Origin of the sequence: Aquimarina hainanensis (assembly GCF_042684685.1) — a bacterium.
GTDB classification, from domain to species: Bacteria; Bacteroidota; Bacteroidia; order Flavobacteriales; family Flavobacteriaceae; genus Aquimarina; species Aquimarina hainanensis.
Genome location: NZ_JBHULX010000030.1, coordinates 1 through 2703, shown reverse-complemented (window position 1 = coordinate 2703; position 2703 = coordinate 1). Strand labels below are relative to the sequence as shown.

At 37.6% G+C, this 2703-nt stretch carries 1 protein-coding gene; it reads right to left on the bottom strand.

The features are described from left to right. A partial coding sequence (locus ACFSTE_RS14360) for a WD40/YVTN/BNR-like repeat-containing protein (protein WP_378298207.1) occupies positions 1–2606 on the bottom strand: 2606 nt, incomplete at its 3' end. Positions 2607–2703: the final 97 nt, after the last annotated feature.

Below are 2703 nucleotides of genomic sequence, written 5' to 3'. Positions count from 1 at the left end.
GCCGTAAAACTTCCTGTAAAAACTCCTCTACCGTAAGTAGAAGCTATTACAATATTATTATTATCATCTCCATCAATTGCCCAATAATCAAACGATGTCACACTTACATCACTCATCCCGTTATAGGACTGTCGCCATACAGGGTTTGCATTATCAAAATTATTCGACATCCACACTCCTAATTGTGTCGCTACAATTACTTCTGTTCTATCTAATGGATTCTGTAGAATATCTCGTACTGGAATATCCGGTAAATTCCCCTCTTTACTTACCCAGTTAACTCCTGCATCTGATGAGTACCATATACTGGTTACTCCATAATTATGAATTGTCACTAGCAGATCATTTGCAGTTGCTCCTAATCTCACAGAAGATACTGATCCTACAAAAGGAGTATTGATTTCTGCCCAATTCGCAGCACCTACTCCAACATTGGTTAAACGGAATAATTTTCCATCGGCTGCTCCTACATACCAGGTGTTATTCGCAAAAGTAGATGCTACAAATGCTGTTGGCTTAGCCGTTAGCATCTGATTATCTATATTTCCGTTTCTATTATTAGCAACATCAATAGTCTTTATTGAGGTATTTCCACCCCTTTTTGAGGCATTTGACAAGATGAAATTAGCATCGTTATCATACCCCATCTGATTCACAAAATCTCCTGTACCTTCACTTAATATTGCTTCTCCCCCTCCTGCTTGTTGTCCTTTTCCATCCCAGGGAAGTTTATATCTATGAATATTATTAAAAACATAGGTACTAATCATATATTCTCCATCTTTATCAACAAAAGTATAAAACCCATCCCCTCCTGATAATTGTTCAGACCCATTAATTCCGGCGACTGCATTTCTAAATGCCTGGGAACCGTTATCCTGTGATCCTGCTGTAAATATTCCATTTTGGTCTCTAGCTCCATTCGGTCCGATACCGGCTTTTACATACTGAGTAACATTATAGTTATTTACACGCTTACCGATCACATCGGAGTTCCCTGCTCTTGCTAAATCAGACGCATAATACACTCCACCGTCATTTCCAAATATAGCCTGATTAGTATTCCCGGGTCTAAACACCATTGCATGCTGATCGGCATGAACTAAAGAAGCTCTTAATTGCGCCAACCCACTATTGTTAGACCATTTAGATATTTGTGTCCAGTTATTTCCTCCATTGGCAGAACGGAATAAATCAATCCCCCCTACATATACAACATTATCATTGGTAGGATCTGCCTCAATCATCAAATCATAAAATGCCTGACCCCGAGTAAAATCATTAGCCGGAATTCCATCATACCCAATTATAGGAATTGCACGATCATGATCTACAGGAAGTGCTGTTGCTACCGGATTGGTTGCAAAACCATCTGTTGTTCTATAAATATGAACAGGTTCTATCACATTGTTATTTCCATCTCTTAAAACCCCTTGCGTAAGCGCATATATTTTATTCGGATCTGTAGCAGATGGCTCTAGCTCTACCCGATTTGAATCTCCCAGAGGAGAAGCAGCTGCTTCTACCCAGGTAGCTCCGTTTACACTACTAAACACACGACCTCCACCTATATTATCGAATTTCACAAAATTAATTGTCCCCATCCACAAACGATTATCGGCTCCAATTTCAAAATCATTCGGAATATAGTAATAGGTATTGTTATCCTGCTGGTATCGCATATTTGCTGATTCAATCCGGTTCCAAGTAGCTCCTCCATCAATAGAATGATACATCCCGGCAGATTGAACTCCTAGCCAATTTCTAGGTTCATTAGAAGGAAGATATATATTCGCCCCTACTCCTACAAATAATTCTGTTCGGTTCTCAGTAGTATTCTCCCAGGCTATAATATCATTTACAAAATAAATCCCAGATAGAAATAGATTGGTTTCATCTACCTGAAGGTCTCCTCCTCCTGCCGGAGGAATATTCACTATCTGCCAATTATTCCCTCCATCAACAGATCTATAGACACCAGTACCGACTACATCTCCAAAAGTATATTGTTCCCCAGTACCAATATACCATATATTAGAATTTCTAGGATCTACTGTAATAGAAGTAACCGATAAATTACCCGGCACATTCTGAACTCTTGTCCATTGCGAAGCTGCAGAAGTTATATCATTATTAACCCATAATCCTCCACTTACTCCTCCTGCAAATACCCTTCTGTTAGTTTGGTCATTAGGATCGAATAAGATAGCACGGGTTCTTCCCCCAACATCATTGGGACCTCTTTCTTCCCAGGCATTTGCATTATTTTCTCCCGGGGCTCTCTTTACATTCCTCGACTTTAATTGTTTTTGAACTTCAAATATCTTTTCTGGTTCTGTACGCCCTGTTTTAGGGTTCATCGTTAATTCCCACATCTGCTCAAAGTATTTATTTGGGGGAATACCACGTTTTTTACGTGCTTTTTTAGTAAGTAGTAAAGATTCTTTAAAAGGACTGTTTTCTAAAAAATAAAGATGCTGATCTCTTAACTCTTGTAATCCTTCTTCATTTTTTTTTGTATCTGAATCGTGATACAAATACAGTACAGATGATAAAAATACTATACAAACAGATAGTATTCCTTTTCTTAAAAAGGTAGTTTTCATATATAAATTGAGTTTAGCGTTAAAGCACAAATATATATAAAATTATATTATTCTTAATTTTAAACATCAAAAATAAAGAATATATCAAAAAAATACC